Annotated in this window: 17 protein-coding genes; 13 read left to right on the top strand and 4 right to left on the bottom strand. The window is 72.0% G+C overall.

All coding sequences use genetic code 11. The features are described from left to right. The first annotated feature begins 210 nt into the window (after window positions 1-210). From O7608_RS14470 to aceE, 6 genes are all read left to right on the top strand, one after another. On the top strand, window positions 211-513 hold the full coding sequence (locus tag O7608_RS14470; protein WP_289210465.1) for a GbsR/MarR family transcriptional regulator: 303 nt from the start codon (window positions 211-213) through the stop codon (window positions 511-513). Further along, entirely contained in the window at window positions 514-699 is a 186-nt protein-coding gene (locus O7608_RS14465; protein WP_502959214.1) for a hypothetical protein, read from the top strand. It begins immediately after the preceding gene. Continuing rightward, the gene (locus O7608_RS14460) at window positions 692-1603 is read left to right on the top strand and encodes an ABC transporter ATP-binding protein (RefSeq protein WP_289210463.1); all 912 of its coding nucleotides are present in this window, start codon (window positions 692-694) and stop codon (window positions 1601-1603) included. The genes O7608_RS14465 and O7608_RS14460 overlap by 8 nt, the downstream gene beginning before the upstream one ends. After that, entirely contained in the window at window positions 1590-2387 is a 798-nt protein-coding gene (locus tag O7608_RS14455; RefSeq protein WP_289210462.1) for an ABC transporter permease subunit, read from the top strand. Before O7608_RS14460 ends, O7608_RS14455 begins: the two co-directional genes overlap by 14 nt. Before the next feature lie 102 nt (window positions 2388-2489). Beyond that, window positions 2490-2894 carry a YjbQ family protein gene (locus O7608_RS14450; RefSeq protein WP_289210461.1) on the top strand — a complete coding sequence of 135 codons (405 nt, stop codon included), beginning with the start codon at window positions 2490-2492 and terminating at the stop codon, window positions 2892-2894. Between the two features lie 171 nt (window positions 2895-3065). Next, window positions 3066-5828 (top strand): pyruvate dehydrogenase (acetyl-transferring), homodimeric type, encoded by a 2763-nt coding sequence (gene aceE / locus O7608_RS14445; RefSeq protein WP_353850539.1) that lies wholly within the window; start codon window positions 3066-3068, stop codon window positions 5826-5828. Window positions 5829-5954: 126 nt separating this feature from the next. Here the strand turns inward: aceE and O7608_RS14440 are convergent, their stop codons facing one another. Next, the gene (locus O7608_RS14440) at window positions 5955-6407 is read right to left on the bottom strand and encodes an SRPBCC family protein (protein WP_282228503.1); all 453 of its coding nucleotides are present in this window, start codon (window positions 6405-6407) and stop codon (window positions 5955-5957) included. A gap of 165 nt (window positions 6408-6572) precedes the next feature. On the opposite strand from O7608_RS14440, the gene gltX reads away from it, so the two are divergent. After that, window positions 6573-8009 carry a glutamate--tRNA ligase gene (gene gltX, locus O7608_RS14435; RefSeq protein WP_289210460.1) on the top strand — a complete coding sequence of 479 codons (1437 nt, stop codon included), beginning with the start codon at window positions 6573-6575 and terminating at the stop codon, window positions 8007-8009. A gap of 30 nt (window positions 8010-8039) precedes the next feature. On the opposite strand, the gene O7608_RS14430 is transcribed toward gltX, so the two are convergent. Further along, window positions 8040-8591, bottom strand: coding sequence for a copper resistance CopC family protein (locus tag O7608_RS14430; RefSeq protein ID WP_289210459.1), 552 nt, complete (start codon window positions 8589-8591; stop codon window positions 8040-8042). Window positions 8592-8894: 303 nt separating this feature from the next. Between O7608_RS14430 and O7608_RS14425 the strand changes: the two genes are divergently transcribed. Then, complete coding sequence (locus O7608_RS14425; RefSeq protein WP_289210458.1) at window positions 8895-9542, top strand: hypothetical protein; 648 nt, start codon at window positions 8895-8897, stop codon at window positions 9540-9542. A 301-nt stretch (window positions 9543-9843) separates the two neighbouring features. On the opposite strand, the gene O7608_RS14420 is transcribed toward O7608_RS14425, so the two are convergent. Beyond that, window positions 9844-10536: a phosphatase PAP2 family protein gene (locus O7608_RS14420; RefSeq protein WP_289210457.1), complete on the bottom strand. Its 693-nt coding sequence runs from the start codon at window positions 10534-10536 to the stop codon at window positions 9844-9846. Between the two features lie 142 nt (window positions 10537-10678). Between O7608_RS14420 and O7608_RS14415 the strand changes: the two genes are divergently transcribed. From O7608_RS14415 to fabF, 5 genes are all read left to right on the top strand, one after another. Then, on the top strand, window positions 10679-11863 hold the full coding sequence (locus tag O7608_RS14415) for a PucR family transcriptional regulator (RefSeq protein WP_289210892.1): 1185 nt from the start codon (window positions 10679-10681) through the stop codon (window positions 11861-11863). A 134-nt stretch (window positions 11864-11997) separates the two neighbouring features. Then, a complete protein-coding gene (locus O7608_RS14410; RefSeq protein ID WP_289210456.1) occupies window positions 11998-13203 on the top strand; it encodes an acyltransferase domain-containing protein in 1206 nt (401 codons plus the stop codon). Window positions 13204-13231: 28 nt separating this feature from the next. Continuing rightward, window positions 13232-14176 (top strand): beta-ketoacyl-ACP synthase III, encoded by a 945-nt coding sequence (locus O7608_RS14405; protein WP_289210455.1) that lies wholly within the window; start codon window positions 13232-13234, stop codon window positions 14174-14176. 87 nt (window positions 14177-14263) lie between these two features. Continuing rightward, window positions 14264-14503 carry an acyl carrier protein gene (locus O7608_RS14400; protein ID WP_289210454.1) on the top strand — a complete coding sequence of 80 codons (240 nt, stop codon included), beginning with the start codon at window positions 14264-14266 and terminating at the stop codon, window positions 14501-14503. Next, entirely contained in the window at window positions 14500-15726 is a 1227-nt protein-coding gene (gene fabF / locus O7608_RS14395) for a beta-ketoacyl-ACP synthase II (RefSeq protein ID WP_289210453.1), read from the top strand. The genes O7608_RS14400 and fabF overlap by 4 nt, the downstream gene beginning before the upstream one ends. A 77-nt stretch (window positions 15727-15803) precedes the next feature. On the opposite strand, the gene O7608_RS14390 is transcribed toward fabF, so the two are convergent. Then, the gene (locus O7608_RS14390) at window positions 15804-17546 is read right to left on the bottom strand and encodes a glycoside hydrolase family 3 N-terminal domain-containing protein (protein WP_289210452.1); all 1743 of its coding nucleotides are present in this window, start codon (window positions 17544-17546) and stop codon (window positions 15804-15806) included. Window positions 17547-17637 lie beyond the last annotated feature (91 nt).

Below are 17637 nucleotides of genomic sequence, written 5' to 3'. Positions count from 1 at the left end.
CGGGGAGGTCATGGTCGCGATGCTACGCGGCGTCGCGGCGAACGGCAGGGCAGCCGCGCCGCCGGGTGCGGCAGGAGGAGGGCGGCGGCCGTTGCGGCGGCGGTATATCATTGAGTTCAGTATGTTCTGAACGTTCGCAACCCTACGAAATCAAGATCGATCCGCGCGGCACGATCCATCCGCGCGGCACGATCGACAGCGAGGAGTGCCATGGTTGCCGACCTGCCCGTCGAGCGGCGCTACGCCGAACACGCCGGGGTGGTCCTCGGCGGGATGGGCCTGCCGCCGGCCGCCGGCAAGATCCTCGGCTGGCTGCTGATCTGCGACCCCCCGAGTCAGGCCAGCAGCGACCTGGCCGCCGCCCTCGAAGTGTCCAAGGGCTCGGTCAGCACCAGCATCCGGCTGCTGGAGCAGGGTGGCCTGATATCCCGGGTGCCGGTGCCCGGGCAACGTGGCGTGGCGTACGAGGTCGATCCGGCCGGCCTCGCCAAGCCGGACATCGCCAAGTTCTGAATCTTCCGGGAGCTGCTCGAACAGGGAGTGGAACTGGCCGGCGGTCCGCAGGCGCGCACCAGCGAACGGCTCGTCTACCTGCGTGACTTCTACGCGTTCATCGAGCGCGAGATGCCGTTGATCGTCAAACGCTTCGAGGCGGAGCGTCGAGGCAACCACACCAAGGAGGCGAGGTCCGATGGCTGACCCGGCCATCCGTACCGAACGACTCGTCAAGACCTACGGCCGCAACCGCGGCCTGACCGGCCTCGACCTTCAGGTCGAGACCGCCGAGGTGTACGGCTTCCTCGGCCCCAACGGGGCCGGCAAGTCCACCACCATCCGACTGCTGCTGGACCTGATCCGGCCGACCAGCGGCACCGTACGGGTGCTCGGGCTCGACCCGCGCACCGACGGCGTGGCCCTGCGGCGGCGGATCGGCTACCTCGCCGGCGACTTCGTCGTCGACGGCCGGCAGACCGGTCACGAGCTGCTCACCTACCTGGGCAACCTGCGCGGCGGCGTACCCCGGGCCCGGATAACCGAGCTGGCCGAGCGGCTCGACCTCGACCTCAGCCGACGGATCAAGGGCCTGTCCAAGGGCAACCGGCAGAAGGTCGGCGTCGTCCAGGCGTTCATGCACTCCCCGGAACTGCTCATCCTCGACGAGCCGACCAGCGGGCTGGATCCGTTCCTGCAGCAGGAGTTCGTCACGATGGTCCGGGAGGCGAAAGCCGCCGGGCAGACCGTCTTCATGTCCTCGCACGTGATGAGCGAGGTCCAGCAGACCGCCGACCGGGTCGGCATCATCCGCGACGGACAACTGGTCGCCGTCGACGGGGTCGAGCAGCTGCGCGACCGCGCGGTCCGGCAGATCGAGATCGTCTTCGACGCCCCGGTGCCCGCCACCGAGTTCGAGGCGGTGCCGGGCGTCAGCGATCTCACGATCAGCGGTCACCGGCTGCGGTGCCGGTTGGACGGACGGGCCGATCCGCTGATCAAGGCGGCGAGTCGGCACACCGTGATCAGCCTGCTCGCCGAGGAGCCCGACCTGGAGGAACTGTTCTTCACCTACTACCGGCGGGAGGAGGCCGACCGTGCTGCTGTCTGACCCGTTCACCAAGGCCCTGCGGGACACCCGACGGTCGATGCTGACCTGGGCGGTGGCGATCACCGCGGTCGGCGCGATGTACGCGTCGTTCTGGCCGACGATGCAGACCCCGGAGATGGCCGAGGCGATGGCGGCCTACCCGGAAGGGATGCTGGAGGCGTTCAACTTCAACGACGTCACCAGCCCGGCCGGCTACCTCGGCAGTGCCGTGTTCGGCCTGCTGATCCCGCTGCTCGTCGCCGTCCTCGGCATCACCGCCGGTGCCCGGACGATCGCCGGCGACGAGGAGGCCGGCTCGCTGGATCTGCTGTTGGCCCACCCCGTCGGGCGGGCCAGCGCCGCGCTGCGTCGCTTCGCGGCGGTGGTGGTGTGGCTGGCGCTGACCGGTGCCCTGCTGTGGCTGGCGCTGGTCGCCGTTCGCGGCCCGGCCGGGTTCACCGCTGTCGGGATCGGCGCGTTGGCCGCGATGAGCCTGCACCTGGTGCTGTTCGGGACGGCGTTCGCCGCCCTGGCGTACGGCGTGGGCGCGGCGACCGGCAGCCGGGCTGCGGCGCTCGGCGTCGGTGCCGTGGTCGCCGTGCTCGGCTACCTGGCCAACGCCGTACTGCCCCAGGTCGACGGGCTGGCCTGGGCCCGGCATCTCTCCCCGTTCCGGTGGTATCTCGCCGGTGATCCGCTGGTCAACGGCGTGCAGGTCGGCGGCGTACTGCTGCTGGTCGGCTTCGCCGCCGTCGGCGTCGCCGCCGGCACCTGGCGCTTCACCCGGCGCGACATCGCGGTCTGAGCTGTGCGCGGTGGGTGGCTGCGGCGGTCGCCGCAGCCACCCACCGCTGGGCCGCCCAACGCTCGGCCGCCCACCGCAGACCGACCTGGCAGACTGGCCGGCATGGACTCCGAGGTCATCTCGATCCGCACCGGCTCCCGGCCGGTCGTGCGGGACATCACCACGCAGGCGCAGCGGTTCGTCGCCGGTCGTGGCGACGGGTTGCTGCACGTGTTCGTGCCGCACGCTACCGCCGGCGTCGCGATCATCGAGACCGGGGCCGGCTCCGACGACGACCTGCTCACCGCGCTGGACGCCCTGCTGCCCACCGACGACCGGTGGCGGCACCGGCACGGCTCGCCCGGCCACGGCCGCGACCACGTGCTGCCGGCGTTCGTCGCGCCGTACGCGAGCCTGCCGGTCCTCGGCGGCCAGCTCGCCCTCGGCACCTGGCAGTCGATCTGTCTGGTCGACCCGAACGGCGACAACGCCGACCGCTCGGTACGGTTGTCGTTCCTCGCCGGCTGACCGGGCCGCCAACTGGCCGGCGGCGGCGCGTGGCGGTACGGTCGACCTGAAGTTACCGCCTGGTACCTGTGTCCCAGATCGCCTCTATGGCGACCACGCGTGACGCAACCGCCCCCCAGGGGGCAGGATGGTCGGTAGAGACCTATCCCACACACAACTGAGGGAACGCCTGTGGCCACGGAACGCAAGCGCCCGGTGATCAGCGACGGCCTGCCGAGCCAGCTTCCGGACATCGACCCTGAGGAAACCAGCGAATGGGTCGAGTCACTCGACGGAGTGATCGACGAACGCGGCGCCAAACGCGCCCGGTACGTCATGCTGCGCCTGCTCGAACGGGCTCGGGAGCGCCAGGTCGGGGTGCCGCCACTGACCACGACCGACTACATCAACACGATCCCGCCGGAGCGGGAACCCTGGTTCCCCGGCGACGAGATGATCGAGCGGCGGATCCGCGCGTACATCCGGTGGAACGCCGCCGTGCTCGTGCACCGCGCGCAGCGGCCGGAGATCGGCGTCGGCGGCCACATCTCGACGTACGCCAGCGCCGCGTCGCTGTACGAGGTGGGCATGAACCACTTCTTCCGCGGCAAGAACCACCCCGGCGGCGGTGACCACATCTTCTTCCAGGGGCACGCCTCTCCCGGCATGTACGCCCGCGCCTTCGTCGAGGGCCGGCTGTCGGAGCAGCGCCTCGACGGTTTCCGGCAGGAGCTGTCGCACGCCGGGGCCGGCGGCGGGCTGCCGTCGTACCCGCACCCGCGGCTGATGCCGGACTTCTGGGAGTTCCCCACCGTCTCGATGGGTCTCGGCGCGATCAACGCCATCTACCAGGCCCGGTTCAACCGCTACCTGCAGCACCGGGGCATCAAGGACACCTCCGACCAGCATGTCTGGGCGTTCCTCGGGGACGGCGAGATGGACGAGCCGGAGTCGCTCGGCGCCATCGGCCTGGCCGCCCGCGAGGAGCTGGACAACCTCACCTTCGTGATCAACTGCAACCTGCAGCGGCTGGACGGCCCGGTACGCGGCAACGGCAAGGTCATGCAGGAGCTGGAGTCCTTCTTCCGGGGCGCCGGCTGGAACGTGATCAAGGTCGTCTGGGGCCGGGAGTGGGACCCACTGCTCGCCGCCGACACCGACGGCGCGCTGGTCAACCTGATGAACACCACCCCGGACGGCGACTACCAGACCTACAAGGCCGAGTCCGGGGCGTACGTGCGGGAGCACTTCTTCGGCCGCGACCCGCGCACCCGCAAGATGGTCGAGGGCCTGTCCGACGACGAGATCTGGAACCTCAAGCGCGGCGGGCACGACTACCGCAAGCTGTACGCGGCGTACAAGGCGGCCACCGAGCACACCGGCCAGCCGACGGTGATCCTGGCCAAGACGATCAAGGGGTGGACGCTCGGCCAGCACTTCGAGGGCCGCAACGCCACACACCAGATGAAGAAGCTGACCCTGGACGACCTGAAGACCTTCCGGGACCGGCTCTACCTGGACGTACCGGACGAGCAGCTGGAAGCCAACCCGTACCTGCCGCCGTACCTGCGCCCGGCCGACGACTCCCCGGAGATGACCTACCTGCAGGAGCGCCGCAAGGCCCTCGGCGGGTACGTCCCGACCCGGCGGACCGTCGCCCGGCCGCTGGCGGTCCCGGCGAGCGAACGCTTCGGCGACGTCAAGCGCGGCTCCGGCAAGCAGAAGGTCGCCACCACTATGGCCTTCGTCCGGCTGCTCAAGGACATCATGAAGGACCGCGAGTTCGGCAAGCGGTGGGTGCCGATCATCCCGGACGAGGCGCGCACCTTCGGCATGGACTCGCTGTTCCCGACGCAGAAGATCTACTCACCGCACGGGCAGAAGTACACGGCGGTCGACCGGGAGCTGTTCCTGTCGTACAAGGAGTCCACCGCCGGGCAGATCCTGCACGAGGGGATCAACGAGGCCGGTTCGGTGGCGTCGTTCACCGCCGCCGGCACGTCGTACGCCACCCACGACGAGCCGATGATCCCGCTGTACATCTTCTACTCGATGTTCGGCTTCCAGCGCACCGGCGACGCGTTCTGGGCGGCCGCCGACCAGATGGCCCGTGGCTTCGTGCTGGGTGCCACCGCCGGGCGGACCACGCTCAACGGTGAGGGCCTGCAGCACGAGGACGGTCATTCCCAGCTGCTCGCCGCGACCAACCCGGCGGTGGTGGCCTACGACCCGGCGTTCGCGTTCGAGATCGCGCACATCGTGGAGAACGGCCTGCACCGGATGTACGGCGAGTCGCCGGAGAACATCTTCTACTACCTGACGGTGTACAACGAGCCGATCCTGCAGCCGGCCCAGCCGGACTCCCTCGACGTCGAGGGCCTGCTCAAGGGGCTCTACCGGTACTCGCCGGCACCGCAGGTGAGTCGGGCCGACGGCGGCGAGGCGCCCCGGGCGACGATCCTCGCCTCCGGCACCGGCATGCAGTGGGCGCTCAAGGCGCAGCAGTTGCTCGCCGAGGACTGGGGGGTGGCCGCCGAGGTGTGGTCGGTGACCTCCTGGACCGAGCTGCGCCGCGACGCGGTCGCCTGCGAGGAGCACAACCTGCTCAACCTGGGCGCTGAGGCGCGGGTGCCGTACGTGCGCACGGCGCTGGCCGACGCGCCGCAGTCGGTGGTCGCGGTCAGCGACTGGATGCGGGCGGTGCCGGACCTGATCGCCCGCTGGATTCCGGGTGACTACACCTCGCTGGGCACCGACGGGTTCGGTCTGTCCGACACCCGGCACGCGTTGCGGCGGCACTTCCACGTCGACGCCGAGTCGGTGGCCGTGGCGACGCTGCGGCAGTTGGCGTTGCGCGGCGAGGTACCGGCCGAGGTGCCGGCGGGGGCCGCCAAGAAGTACGCGATCGACGACGTCAACGCCGCTCCGGTCGGGGAGACCGGCGGCGACTCCTGACCGGTTCCTCGCATCCGACAGTAGGGCCCCGGCGGTGATCCGCCGGGGCCCTACTGTCGGTCGGCGCAGGCCGGTCGGCGGCCATGGACGTCCGGGCCGTCGGGCGGCCATGGACGTCCGGGCCGGTCAGCAGACGTCGGCGGAGTGCCGGGCGGCGGCCAGGTCCGACAGCCGTCCCAGGGAGGTCTCCAGGTCCGCGCCGACCCGGTGCTTGCCGAGCCGCAGCAGGGTCGCGCTGACCTGGCCGGCCGGCCACCGTACGACGGTCAGCCGGACGGCCGTGCCGTCGCCTTCCGGGGTGAGCTCGACCTGCACCTCGGTGCGGGCCTCGGCGCGGATCCCCGGGCCGGCGGCGCGTTCCCGCCAGGCGATCAGCTTCGGCGGCTGGAACTCGATGACCTCGGCCTCGGCCGCCGCGCCGTCGGCGGTGTGCACCCGCATCCGGCGGGTGTCGGTCCCGATCACCTCGGCCTGGCGGACCCCGGCGAGCCAGTCGGGCAGCAGCGCGGCCTGCCCCACCACCTCCCAGACGGTGTCGATCGGTGCCTCCACCCGCCCACTGCGTTCGATGAGGATCATCTGCCCTGCCTGTCTGCCTGCTCGTCGGGACAGGCGCAGCGTAAATCACATTAACCGCAAAAGGTGCAGACTTCGTGGTTCAGGTAGATGCGGACAACACCACGAAGCCGACGTTGCGGGCCCCTGACCACCGGTCGGCCAGCCGCCGGCCGTAGGCTTGAGGACGTGACGGTACGCGTACGCTTCGCCCCCTCCCCCACCGGCATGTTCCACGTCGGCGGGGCCCGCTCCGCGCTGCAGAACTGGATCTACGCCAAGCAGCACGGCGGCGTGTTCGTGCTCCGGGTGGAGGACACCGACGCGGCACGCAACCGCCCGGAGTGGATCGACGGCATCCTCACCGCGCTGGACTGGATTGGCATCCAGCGGGGCTCCTACGAGGGCCCGTACTTCCAGTCCGCCAACGCCGACGAGCAGCGGGCCGCCGCCGAGCGGCTGCACCAGTCCGGTCGGGCGTACTACTGCGACTGCGCCCGGGCCGACGTGCAGGCCCGCACCGGCAGCGAACACCGGGGGTACGACGGCTTCTGCCGCGACCGTGGCCTCACCGCCGGCGCCGGCCGGGCGCTGCGCTTCCGTACGCCCGACACGGGGGCCACCACGGTGATCGACCTGGTCCGGGGCGAACCGACCTTCGACAACAAGTTGATCGAGGATTTCGTCATCGCCCGCGCCGACGGGTCACCGGTGTTCCTGCTGGCCAACGTGGTCGACGACATCACCCAGGGGATCACCCACGTGATCCGCGCCGAGGAGCACCTGCCCAACACGCCCAAGCAGCAGCTGCTCTGGGAGGCGCTCGGCGTGAAACCGCCGATCTGGGCTCACGTGCCGGTGGTGGTCAACGAGAAGCGGCAGAAGCTGTCCAAGCGCCGCGACAAGGTGGCGTTGGAGGCGTACCGGGACGAGGGCTACCTGGCCGACGCGATGCGCAACTACCTGATGCTGCTCGGCTGGGCACCCAGCAACGACCGGGAGATCGTCGCATGGTCGGTGATCGAGCAGGAGTTCCGGCTGGAGGCGGTCAATCCGTCGCCGGCCTTCTTCGACGAGAAGAAGCTGCGCGCCTTCAACGGCGAGTACATCCGGGCACTGTCGGTCGACGAGTTCGTCGCGGCCTGCCAGCCCTGGCTGACCGGGACGCCGCCGGAGCCCGGGACGCCAGCGGGCACCGGCATCCCGGTGCCCCCGTGGCGCCCGGCGGACTACGACCCCGCCACGTTCGCGGCGGTCGCGCCGCTGGCCCAGACCCGGATCGCGGTGCTCAGCGAGATCGTCGCCAACGTGGACTTCCTCTTCCTCGACGCGCCGGCCGTCGACGACGCCGCGTGGGCGAAGGCGATGAAGGAAGGTGCCGCCGACCTGCTGGACGCGACGATCGCCGCCTTCGACGCCCTGCCGCAGTGGTCGGCTGAGCCGCTGAAGGCGGCGCTGGAGCAGGTCGGTGCCGCGCGCGGACTCAAACTCGGCAAGGCCCAGGCACCGGTACGGGTGGCCGTGACCGGTCGGTCCGTCGGGTTGCCGCTGTTCGAGTCGTTGGAGGTCCTCGGCCGGGACCGGACGCTGCGTCGCCTTCGCGACGCCCGCGCGACGCTCGGCTGACCCCGGGTCCGGGCTCGGCTGACCCCGGCGTCAGCTGCTGCGGCGGCGGACGAAGAACGCCCCCGCCGCCCCGGCGACCAGCACCACCAGCCCACCGACCAGCCACGGCCACCAGGGGGTGCTCTCCGTGGAGCTGGTGGCCTGCGGCGTCGCCGGTGCGGCGGACACCTCGGTCGTGGCTGGCGTCGACGGGGCGTCGGTCGGGCTCGGCTGTGCACTCGGCGTCGGGGCGGCCGTCGGCTCGACACCGACCGTCACGGTGAACGCGAGCGTGCCCTTGACCCAGTGCCCGTCGGTCGACAACACGTTGTAGTTCACTGTGTACTCACCGGCGGGACCGGGCTGGACCGCCACGCTCACCGCCGAGCCGTCCACGACCGGTGCACCGGTCGACGCCGCAGCACCGTCCGGGCCGGTCACGCTCAGTTCGGTCTGCTCCTGGTTCAGCCGCGCCAGGAAGGTCAGCTCGACCGTCTCCGGGGCCTGCGCCAGCTCGGCTCCGTCAGCCGGGTTGCTCCCGGTCAGCACGTTGTGCGCGTACGCCGCCGACCCTCCGAACAGCACACTCAGCAGCCCAGCCACCACCGCGAGCAAAACCGCTGGTACGCGTACCACCCTGTCCCCCACATGTTGCGTTCGCCGGATACCATCTGTCGCCAGATACGTGCTGGGCCGCCGTCCGGTCGACCTCCCTAGTTGGTCGGCCACCGGCCCGCGATGGTTCCCGAAAAAAACTGTCCGGTGGGTGCAACCGTCCAGGGTCGCGCGGAGTCTCTCACAGTGAGGGTCCACGGCCTCGCACCCCGTCGGATTATGCCGGGCCGCCGTCGGGTAGTGAGCACGTCGACGACGTACATGACCTCCGCGGGGGCGAGGGAGTTGACCATGAGACAGCGGGCCACCGGCCGACTCGTCGCGGCCACTGCGCTGCTCCTGGCATTCGGCGCGGCCACGCTGACGGCCGGCCGGGCCCAGGCGGCACCACCAGCTCCAACGAGCGTCACCGTCGAAGGTGACGACATGCCGGAGCCGTTGACTGTGACCGCCGAGGCCGACAGCGAACTGTTCACCGCGATGCTGGGGCAGGTGAACTGGCTCACCGGGCCGGGGCAGACCAGCTCGCCGGAGCCGGCCGCGCTCGGCCCGAAATATCAGATCGTGGTGCTGATCGACGACGATCCCAGCCGCAGCTACGAGCTGTACCCGCTGGCTGAGGGGGGTCCTCGGGCGTTCCGGCCGGCGGAGCAGCCTGACGGCAGCAAGACCACGGCCGCCTGGTTCTTCGGCCGGCTGACGATGTCGGAGACGCTGCGGGCGGCCGGCGCTCCCCTGCCGGCCCGCCCGGACAGCATCAGCGGCGGTATCGGCGGCGGCGAGCGGGTGATCCCGCAGGACGCGCTCAACCCGGGCGAGGACCTGGACAAGATGTTCGCCGAGCTACGGCATGTGCTGCTGCTCAACGGAGCTGTGGTGGTCAGCATCACGCTCGGGCTGGCCGCGATCGCGCTACTGGTGCGGCGCCGGACCCGCTGAGCGGGCACACCGGGGCCCGGCTGCGCGGTCGTACCGGGGCCGGACCCCCGGCCCGGTCAGCACCAGCGGTGCGGGGGCCGTTCCCGGCGAGCGCTCCGTTGGCGCGGTCGCACCCCGAGGTGCCGGTGGGCACCCGCCCATCCGCGCTGGCCCGCACAGCACCCCGAGGTCGGGTGCGGCCGGAAAGCGTCGATGCGTTCCTCGCCCGGGCCGGCGAAGGACCGCCCGGTCACGGGCTGGTCGTGCTCCGCCTGCTGATCATGACCGGCACCGTTGCTCTGCCCCGCCCCCACGTGCGCCATCACGATCTCCTCACCTCGCACGAGCCGTCCCGAGACGACACCTTGCCAGGTGGGGTCACCGGCGGTGCCGGCGGACCCGATGGTCCGGGCACCCAGCGTGCGACCAGCGACACGAGCAGCACGGCGAGCAGGCAGCCGCCGATCACGTCGACCGGCCAGTGGGCCAGCAGCAGCAACCTGGTCGCCCCGATGAAGCCGGCACCGAGGCCGACCAGCGTCACGACCAGCAGCCGGCCCCGGCGGCTGGCACCGGGCCAGGCCAGCAGTACCACGGCCACCGCGACGGCGGCGGCGTTCGTCGTGTGACCGCTGGGAAAGCCGTTGGCGGCCACGGTGATGAATCCGTCCACCGGTCGCGGCCGGTGCAGCAGCCACTGCCCGGCGAACCAGCCGGCCGGAACGACGACGGTGACCACCCCGCAGAACCAGGCCCGGGTGCGCTCCCGCCGCAGGGCGAACAGCACGGTCGCGGCCACACCCGCCGCGACGAACGACACCGTGGCGGCCAGATCGGTGGCGTACCGCAGCACCGTCACCAGGGCCGGACGGTCCGCCGCGTACCCGCGCAGCCGCTCACTCAGCGGCCCGTCGACCTGGGCGACGATCGTCGGCTCCACGATCAACAGCACGGTCAGCACCGCCAGGACCAGCCCGGCGGACAGCGGCACCGCGATGGGGGGACGGGCGATCATCCGCCCATGGTGGCACGGCTGCTGTCCCGCCGCAGGCGGAGCGTGACAGGCTGGCAGCGTGGGCAGCAGGAACAACGACCGGTCGGGTACGCCGCCAGCGGACGACACGGCCGGCAACGGGGACGGTCGGCTCACCGCCACGGTGCGTCGGATCGAACGGTCCGCCGGCGCGCTCGCCACCGCCAGCGTGGCCCGGATGGACGAGGCGCTGCCCTGGTTCCGGGAACTGCCGGCCGACCAGCGGTCCTGGGTGATGGTGATCGCCCAGGCGGGCGTGCGGTCGCTGGTCGACTGGCTCCGTGACGGCGGTGGGGCCTCCGGCAGCCCGCAGGAGGTCTCCGACGAGGTGTTCGCCACGGCCCCCCGGGCGCTCGCCCGGTCGATCAGCCTGCAGCACACGGTGGCCCTGATCAAGGTCACCATCGACGTCGTGGAGGCACAGGTGCCGCATCTGGCGGCCGCCGGCGAGGAGTCGTTGCTGCGGGAGGCCGTCCTGCGGTTCTCCCGGGAGATCGCCTTCGCCGCCGCCCGGGTGTACGCGCGGGCGGCGGAGTCCCGGGGCGCGTGGGACGCCCGGTTGCAGGCGCTGCTGGTGGACGCGTTGCTGCGGGGCGACTCGTCGGACGTCCTGGCGAGCCGGGCCGCCGCACTGGGCTGGACCGACGCGACCCCGGTGTCGGTCGTCGTCGGCCGGTCGCCCGGTGGTGAGGTGGCCGCGGTGCTGCAGATCGTCTACCGGGCGGCCCGGCGCCTCGGGGTGGAGACGATCGGCGGGGTGCACAACGACCGGCTCGTGGTGGTCCTGGGCGGCGCGGCGGACTCCTTGGCGGCGACCCGCAACCTGCTGGACGCCTTCGGCACCGGTCCGGTGGTGGTAGGGCCGATGGTGGCGAGCCTGGACGAGGCGACCGAGTCGGCCCGGGCGGCACTGGCCGGCTACCGGGCGGCACCGGCCTGGCCGGGGGCGCCCCGCCCGGTAGCGGCGACCGATCTGCTGCCCGAACGGGCCCTGGCCGGCGACCCGGAGGCGCGGCGGCGGCTACGCCGGGACGTGTACGCCGAACTGGTGCGCACCGGTGGTGAGTTGCTGGACACGCTGGACGCCTACTTCGCCGCCGGCGCGGTGCTGGAGGCGGCCGCCCGGGCGTTGTTCGTGCATCCGAACACCGTGCGGTACCGGTTGCGGCGCATCGGCGAGATCACCGGGCTGTCACCGTTCGCCGCGCGCGACGCGTACGCGCTGCAGATGGCGTTGGCGATCGGCCGGCTCGACCCGCCACCGCCGGTACGCACCGTCCGAAGGCCGGCGGACCCGAGCGCCGGCTGAACGGCCCTAGCCGACAAAACCGGCTCAATCATCACTACTGGGCCGCTCGTTGTAGGGTTCCTCCAACAGCGGTAGTGCGGATTGGTACCTCACCGCACCCAGTTGAACCGTGCGCATCAGGGAGAGTCATAGCCGTGCTCGCCGTACTCTCACCTGGCCAGGGGGCCCAGAAGCCTGGCTTCCTGAGCCCCTGGCTCGACCTGCCCGGTGCCCGGGCCCGCCTTCGGTGGTGGTCCGCGCTCGCCGGGGTCGATCTGGTCCACCTCGGCACGACCGCCGACGCCGACGAGATCAAGGACACCGCCCGGACCCAGCCGTTGCTCGTCGCCGCCGCACTGCTCGCCGCCGAGCACCTGCCCGGTGGCTCCCCCACCGGCCCCCGCCCGGGCGGACTCTACGACGTCGCCGTCGCCGCCGGACACAGCGTCGGCGAACTCGCCGCCGCGTCGCTGGCCGGTGCGCTGCCGGCCGAGTCGGCGATCACCCTGGCCGCCGTTCGGGGCCGGGAGATGGCCGCAGCCTGCGCGATCGAGGCCACCGGCATGGCCGCCGTCCTCGGTGGCGACCGTGACGAGGTGCTCGCCGCCATCGACAGCCACGGGTTGCACGCGGCCAACCACAACGGCGCCGGCCAGATCGTCGCGGCCGGCGCCAGCGACCGGTTGGCGAAGTTCGCCGCCGAGCCGCCGGCCCGCGCCCGGGTCGCGGTGCTGCAGGTAGCGGGCGCGTTCCACACGCCGTACATGGCCACCGCCGAGGAGGCGCTGGCCTCGGTCGCCGCCGGCATCATCCCGGCCGACCCCAACCGCATCGTGTTGTCCAATCTCGACGGCACCGCCGTCGACCACGGACGGGAGCTGCTGCAGCGTCTCGTCCGCCAGGTGACCGCGCCGGTGCGCTGGGACCTGTGCATGCGCACGCTGGCCGAGCTCGGCGTGACCGGGGTCCTGGAACTCCCGCCGGCGGGGACCCTGGCCGGACTGGTCAAGCGGGAGTTCAAAGAGCGCGGCGTGCCAGAGATCGTCACCCTGCGTACCCCCGACGACCTGCCCGCCGCCCGCGACCTGATCGCCCGGCACGGCGTCGCGCCCCGGCACGAGCCCACCCGGCAGTTCCGCGTCGTGGTCTCGGCCAGTGCCGGCACGTTCGAGCCGGCCGCCGGACTGGCCGAGGGTGACCAGCTCACCGCCGGCCAGGTCATCGGACACGTCACCACCCGGCAGGGTCCGGTCGAGGTCACCGCGCACGACGCCGGGGTCCTCACCGAATGGCTCGCCCACCACGACGACCCGGTCGCGCCCGGCCAGCCGTTGGCCCGGATCAGCGGGTCCCCACTGTGATCGCGCACCGCGACGGGAAGGCACCATGATGACCGGATCACGGATCGTAGCCCTCGGGCACTACCAGCCGTCCCGGGTGGTGACCAACGACGAGCTGGCTCAACTGGTCGACACCAACGACGCCTGGATCCGCGACCGGGTCGGGATCGTCACCCGACGCATCGCCGACTCGGAGACCGTCTCCGACATGGCGGCCGCGGCGGCGGACAAGGCGCTGGCCAACGCCGGCCTCACCCCCGACGACATCGACCTGGTGGTGGTGGCCACCTGCACGGCCATCGACCGCAGCCCCAACGTGGCCTGCCGGGTCGCCGCCCGGCTGGGCATCCACGCCCCCGGCGCCTACGACATCAACACCGCCTGCTCCGGGTTCAGCTACGCGCTCGGCACGGTCGACCACGCGGTACGGGCCGGCGCGGCCCGCAACGCGATCGTCATCGGCGCCGAGAAGCTCTCCGATTTCACCAACTGGACCGACCGTTCCACCTGCATCATCTTCGGCGACGGTGCCGGTGCCGCGGTGGTCACCGCCACCAGCGGCAGCGAGCCCAGCGGAATCGGCCCGGTGGTCTGGGGCTCGGCCCCGGACAAGAGCGACGCGGTCCGGATCGAAGGCTGGCGACCCTACATCGAGCAGGAAGGCCAGTCGGTGTTCCGCTGGGCGACCACGGCGCTGGCGCCGCTGGCGCTGCAGGCGTGCGAGCGGGCCGGCGTGGACCCCGGCGACATCGGCGCCTTCGTCCCGCACCAGGCCAACGCCCGGATCATCGACGGCATCGCCAAACGGCTCGGCATGCCCAACGCGATCGTCGCGAAGGACATCGTCGAGTCCGGCAACACCTCGGCGGCCAGCGTACCGCTGGCCCTGTCCAAACTGGTCGAACGGCGGGAGATCCCGTCGGGCGCCCCGGTGCTGCTGTTCGGCTTCGGCGGCGGCCTCACCTACGCCGGGCAGGTTGTCCGCTGTCCCTGAGCGCCAACCGCACCCGTGCGGTACGGCGTACGCCCGCCGATCGGGTGCACGCCAGTGTCAACCCATCCGAGAGGAAAGCAGAAACCCATGACCCGTGACGAGATCACCGCAGGCCTCGCCGAGATCCTCGAAGAGGTCGCCGGAGTCAACCCGGACGACGTGGCCGGCGAAAAGTCGTTCACCGACGACCTGGACGTCGACTCCCTGTCCATGGTCGAGGTCGTGGTGGCCGCCGAGGAGAAGTTCGGCGTGAAGATCCCGGACAACGAGGTGCAGAACCTCAAGACCGTGGGCGACGCCGTCGCCTACATCGAAGCGCAGGCGTGACGATGGTCGACGTCGTCGTCACCGGACTCGGCGCGACGACCCCGCTCGGCGGGGACGTCGCGTCGACCTGGGATGCCATGCTCAACGGCAAGTCCGGAGTCGGCCCGCTCACCCACGAGTGGGCCGCGCAGCTACCGGTCCGGATCGCCGCCGAACTGGCGGTCGACCCCGCCGAACGGCTGGACCGGGTCAAACTGCGCCGACTCGACCGCTCCGAGGCGATCGCGCTGATCGCCGCCGGTGAGGCGTGGGCGGACGCTGGGCTGGCCGACGCCGACGTCGACCGGGAACGCCTCGGCGTCACCGTCGGCTCCGGGATCGGCGGCGCGCTCACCCTGCTGGCCCAGGACGACATCCTGGAAGCCTCCGGGCCGCGCCGCGTCTCGCCGCACACCGTACCGATGTTGATGCCCAACGGCCCGGCGGCCTGGGTCGGGCTCGAGCTCGGCGCCCAGGCCGGGGTGCACTCGGTGGCCAGTGCCTGCGCCACCGGCGCCGAGGCCATCGCGTTGGGGCTGGACATGATCCGCGCCGGGCGCGCCGACGTCGTGGTTGCCGGCGGCACCGAGGCGGTCGTGCACGGCCTGCCGATCGCCGGCTTCGCCGCGATGCGGGCGATGTCCACCCGCAACGACGATCCGGAGCGGGCGTCCCGGCCGTGGGACCGTGCCCGCGACGGGTTCGTCCTCGGCGAAGGTGCCGGCATCCTGGTGCTGGAACGGGCCGAGCATGCTGCCGCGCGCGGCGCCCGCGTCTACGCCCGGCTGGCCGGGGCCGGGATCACCTCCGACGGGTACGACATGGTGCAGCCGCATCCCGAAGGGCTGGGTGCGGCGCGGGCGATCCGGCTGGCGCTGACCGACGCCGGCGTCTCCGGTGCCGACATCGCGCACGTCAACGCGCACGCGACCTCGACCCCGGCCGGCGACCTGGCCGAGCTGGTGGCGCTGCGGTCGGCCGTCGGTGACCATCCGGTGCTGACCGCCACCAAGTCGATGTCGGGTCACCTGCTCGGGGCGGCCGGCGCGTTGGAGTCGATCGCCACGATCCTGACGATCCGCGACAGCGTGGTGCCGCCGACGATCAACCTGGACGACCCCGACGAGCAGCTCGACCTCGACGTGGCCGCGCACAAGGCCCGGCCGTTGGACGTTCCCGCCGCGCTGAACAACTCGTTCGGCTTCGGTGGCCACAACGTGGCGCTCGTCTTCACCCGGCCCTGACGGTTACCAGATGGCCCCGGTCCAGTCGAAACTGGGCCGGGGCCTCGTCGTCGGATGTCGGTGCCCGGACCGGTTCGTCAGCTGGTGCAGCTGGTCGCGGGTAGGCCGTCGACCGGCACCGGCAACCGACCCGGAGCCGGTGCCGCGCCCCGCAGCACGTCCGCCAGTGCCTCCATCGACGCCGGGCTCGACGAGTACGTCGCCAGCAGCGAGGGTGACCGGGAACTGGCGAGCAGGTACGGGGTGTCCATCGCCACGGTGACCGCCGCAGCGGAGCTCAGGTCGGCGGTGCCGTCGCCGTAGCCGACCAGGTGCACCACTGTTCCGCCCCGGTCGACGACCTCGACCCCGCCGGCGCGCAGCGCCTCCACCAGCAACGCCCGGGTCCGGTCCCGGCCACCCGACGCGGTGACCGTGACCGGGCCGTCGACACCGGAGCAGGAGCCGCGTACCTGGGTGATCGCCGCCGCCGCCAGCTGCCGGGCCGCGGCGTAGTGCCCGGCCGCGCCGAGCACGGTCATCGGCGGTACGGCGGCCTCGGCGAGGCGCTGCTTGAGGGTCAGGACCCGGGTGACCGCCTGCTGCAGGCGTTCCCGCGGCAGGGATCCGTCGCGTAGCGCGGCGAGCAGCCCGTCGTAGGCGGCGGAGACGTTCGGTGGCATCAGGATCAGGTCGTTGCCGGCGTTGATCGCGGCGACCGCCGCCTCCCCAGGCGGCATCACCTGGGCCGGGGCCATGTTCATTCCGTCGGTCACCGCGACGCCGTCGAATCCGAGCTCGCCCCGCAGCAGGTCGGTCAGCACCTTGCGGGAGAAGGTGGCGGCCACCCCCGGGTCCACGGCGGTGACGTCGAGATGGCCGGACATCACCAGGCCGGCACCGGCGTCGATGCCGGCGACGAACGGCGGGAGGTCGGCCGCACCGAGCGCGTCCCGGTCCTGGTCGAGCACGGGAAGGTCGCCGTGTGAGTCGACGGCGGTGTGACCGTGCCCCGGGAAGTGCTTGAGGGTGGCTGCCACGCCGGCGGCCTGCAGGCCGCGTACCGCGGCAGCGACCTGCGCGGCGGCAGCGGCCGGATCGGCACCGTACGACCGGGAGCCGATCACCGTGCTGTCGACGCCGAGTACGTCGGCCACCGGGGCGAAGTCGACGTTGACCCCGAGAGCGGCGAGTTCGGCGCCGGCGGCCCGCCAGGCCGCCTCGGTCAGCTCCGGCTGCCCGGCCGCGCCGGCGGCCATGGCACTGGGCAGCAGCGTCACGCCCTGGGTGATCCGGGTGACGATGCCGAACTCCTGGTCGGTACCGATCAGCAGGGGCAGCTCGCCACCGCCGTCGGGCAGTGCTGCGGCGGGCAGCCGCCCGGCCGCCTCCTGCAGCCCGGTGGTCAGCTGCCGGACCTGCGCCGTGTCGTCGACGTTGGTGGTGGGCTGGTTGCTGCCGGTGGGGTCGTCAGCGGAGAAACCGACCAGGATCAGACCGCCGAGCCGGTACCGCTCGATCATCTCGGCGGGGGTGTCCACCCCGGCGAGCTCCCGGTTGCCGGCCGCCGAGCCAGCCGAGACCTCCGTGGCGGAGGCCCCGTAGGCGTACGGCATCAGCACCTGCCCGACCAGATCCTCGTCACTGAGTGTGGCGACCAGGCGGGCGGCGGGGGTCGCCGACTCGGCCGTTGACGTCGGCGCGGCGGACGGCTCGTCCGCACTGCTGGGGGTGGCGTTAGGGGTCCCGGTGCGCGCTTCGGCGCAGCCGGTGGTGACGCCGACGGCAGCAAGCAGCAGCGCAGCGATTGTTACTCGGGGTGAGGGGAACACACCGGCCATCACACCAGGCTACGACCATGCCGGCAAGCTGCGGCCGACGCGAGCGGCGAACTGCTCCTGTGGGTGAGCCGGCTTTCCTGGCCAGCGTGCG

This window comes from Solwaraspora sp. WMMA2056 (genome assembly GCF_030345095.1).
Taxonomy (GTDB): Bacteria; Actinomycetota; Actinomycetes; order Mycobacteriales; family Micromonosporaceae; genus Micromonospora_E.
The sequence above is the reverse complement of the archived record's forward strand: the minus strand, read 5'-3'. Positions and strand labels throughout refer to the sequence as shown.

What these genes read in the sequence shown, in the direction of transcription:
- O7608_RS14470 (WP_289210465.1), top strand. Translation starts at nt 211, where the DNA reads ATGGTTGCCGACCTGCCCGTCGAGCGGCGCTACGCCGAACACGCCGGG.
- O7608_RS14460 (WP_289210463.1), top strand. Translation starts at nt 692, where the DNA reads ATGGCTGACCCGGCCATCCGTACCGAACGACTCGTCAAGACCTACGGC.
- O7608_RS14450 (WP_289210461.1), top strand. Translation starts at nt 2,490, where the DNA reads ATGGACTCCGAGGTCATCTCGATCCGCACCGGCTCCCGGCCGGTCGTG.
- O7608_RS14440 (WP_282228503.1), bottom strand. Translation starts at nt 6,407, where the DNA reads ATGATCCTCATCGAACGCAGTGGGCGGGTGGAGGCACCGATCGACACC.
- O7608_RS14425 (WP_289210458.1), top strand. Translation starts at nt 8,895, where the DNA reads ATGAGACAGCGGGCCACCGGCCGACTCGTCGCGGCCACTGCGCTGCTC.
- O7608_RS14420 (WP_289210457.1), bottom strand. Translation starts at nt 10,536, where the DNA reads ATGATCGCCCGTCCCCCCATCGCGGTGCCGCTGTCCGCCGGGCTGGTC.
- O7608_RS14405 (WP_289210455.1), top strand. Translation starts at nt 13,232, where the DNA reads ATGACCGGATCACGGATCGTAGCCCTCGGGCACTACCAGCCGTCCCGG.
- O7608_RS14400 (WP_289210454.1), top strand. Translation starts at nt 14,264, where the DNA reads ATGACCCGTGACGAGATCACCGCAGGCCTCGCCGAGATCCTCGAAGAG.
- O7608_RS14390 (WP_289210452.1), bottom strand. Translation starts at nt 17,546, where the DNA reads ATGGCCGGTGTGTTCCCCTCACCCCGAGTAACAATCGCTGCGCTGCTG.